Source organism: Leisingera sp. F5, assembly GCF_001593695.1.
Genome location: NZ_LUKH01000496.1, coordinates 1 through 2,264 on the forward strand (window position 1 = coordinate 1; position 2,264 = coordinate 2,264).

Annotated in this window: 2 protein-coding genes; one reads left to right on the top strand and one right to left on the bottom strand. The window is 57.1% G+C overall.

The window, feature by feature from the left end; translation table 11 throughout:
• Positions 1-197: 197 nt before the first annotated feature.
• Positions 198-647, top strand: a complete 450-nt coding sequence (locus A2I95_RS32390) for a potassium channel family protein (protein WP_027258975.1) — start codon at positions 198-200, stop codon at positions 645-647.
• On the opposite strand, the gene cls is transcribed toward A2I95_RS32390, so the two are convergent.
• Complete coding sequence (gene cls, locus A2I95_RS32395) at positions 644-2,059, bottom strand: cardiolipin synthase (RefSeq protein WP_291736441.1); 1,416 nt, start codon at positions 2,057-2,059, stop codon at positions 644-646. The two genes, A2I95_RS32390 and cls, sit on opposite strands and share 4 nt — an antisense overlap.
• Positions 2,060-2,264: the final 205 nt, after the last annotated feature.

Below are 2,264 nucleotides of genomic sequence, written 5' to 3' on the forward strand. Positions count from 1 at the left end.
CTTCAAAACCATTCCGCGGCACCCTCCTGCGCTTTGGTCTTCAATGCCTGCAACGGCACTCAATACCTCTGCCAGGAAGATGTCCAGTGCGGCACAAAGGCTGGCCCATCGGGCATTCTTATGGTTAAGCGTTGCGGAATACATTTCTAAGGTGCCGAGAAGCCCCAAAACAGCTTCACACCGACGGGAGAGCCAATATGACGCTATGGAACCAGTTGCTGTGGGGCTCAGTCTATCTGAGTGTCTGTCTGATCCTCGAAATCTCTGTTTTGGTTTTGTGTTCCGCCGTGTTGAACAAGCTGTCGGCGGGCTTTCCCAAACCTTTCAGGCCCTGGCAGATCGGTATTTTGCTGGTGGTGGCGATTTTCATCATTCTGGGCAGTCATACGGCTCAGGTCTGGATCTGGTCCGCCGCTTTTGTTCTGGTCGGTGCGATCGGCGACTGGAACACATCAGTCTATTTTTCCCTGGCGACTTATACCACGCTTGGCTACGGCGATGTTGTTCTGGGTCCGGCGTTGCGGATATTTGCCGCCTTCGCCGCAGTCACCGGGTTATTCGGCTTTGGGATCAGCACGGCCTTTCTGGTCAGCGCAATGGGGCGGCTGTTTTCCCTGAACGGAGAAACGCATAGCGCAAAGGATTAAAGCACAGGAGCCAGCAAGCGCACGACGGGAGCCAGCAAGCGAATGCGCAACGCCTGCCGGTCCAGCGGCTGTGTAAGCTCGGTAGATCGTTGGAAATCCCTGGCCAGCATTTCAGAGATTTCGCGCGCGGACCGCGGGTCGAAAAACAAGGCCATGGTTTCAAAATTCAGCCGGAATGACCGGTAGTCGAGGTTCGCCGTACCTGCACCCGATATCCTGTCATCGATAACAAAACACTTCTGATGCATGAAGCCGCCACGGTAGCGCAGGATACGAACGCCAGCCTCCCGCAGCTCATCAAAAAATGCAAAACCCGCTAGCCACGGCAGGTGGTGATCAATGGAATCCGGCAGAAGGATCCGGACATCCAGCCCGCGCAACGCGGCATGTTTCAAGGCAGCAAGCACTTCCTGATCCGGGACCAGATACGGGGAGGCCAGCCAAACTTTTTCCTGTGCCGCGGTTATTGCCGAGAAATACAGCATGGATCCGTTGCCAATGGTATCGCCGGGCCCTGTCGAGACGATCAGAGCGGGCCGGTTTTGCGGTGACTGTTCAGCGTCCCAATTCAACAGGTCCAGGACCGGCTCTTGCGTGCGCCAGTGCCAATCCTCAGCAAAGGAGAGCTGCAGCTGCTGAACAACCGGGCCGGAGAGGCGTACATGCGTATCCCGCCATGGCCCCATAACAGGGTCCAGCCCCATGTATTCTTCGCCGGCATTCAAACCGCCGGTAAAGCCTGTCCGGCCGTCCACAATGACGGTTTTACGGTGGTTGCGGAAATTGATGCGAAGCCGGTGCCAAGGACGCCGTTGCACCGCCGGATCAATCATGTTGACACCTGCCTCCTCCAGCGCGCGGGTAAAGCTGCTGGGCAGATTCCGGCTGCCGATGCTGTCTGCCATGAACCAAACCGTTACGCCGCGTTCTGCGGCTTCTATCAGCTTTCGCTGAAGCTGCCTTCCCACTGTGTCCGCGCGCAGAATGTAGTATTGAATAAGAATATATTCCTGCGCTTTATCAATCTCTTCGAAGATGGCGCTAAAGGTATTTTCGCCGTCGATCAACAATTCCAATCCGTTCCCGCGGCAGACGGTCAATCCGGCAATTGTTTCAAAAGGCGCGGTGTTTACCGGCAGTTTCTGTGCATCTTCGGACTGGGCGCTGGTATAGTTCCGCATGGCAGCAACAGCCTGTTCCGCGGCGCGGCGTGCCTTCCAGTATCCTTTGAACCGGTGGTGGCCAAAAATCATATAGGCGGGCAGGGCGGCGATCGGGGCAGCCAGCAGGAAGACCGCCCAGCCGATCGCCCCTTGCGGCGTGCGCGCCGTTCGGGCCGCGCTGAGGGCAGCAAACCCCGCAGCCGTCCAGGTTGCGGAAATAGCTGCGGTGCTGAGAACAATCCAAAACATCTGAAAGTCCTACGAGAGTGCTTTGCTTTCAAATTAGTACTGAAAGGCGGTGCCTGCTACACCCGACCGGGCTGCGGCAAGCGGAAATCAGGGCGTTTGATCTTTGCCGCTGGCAATTTCCTAATGGTTGTGGAACCTTGCGCCTATGCCGATCCTTCCGCCATTACGCTGCTGGCCTGCAGCCTTGCTGGACGCCGCCCGCCGT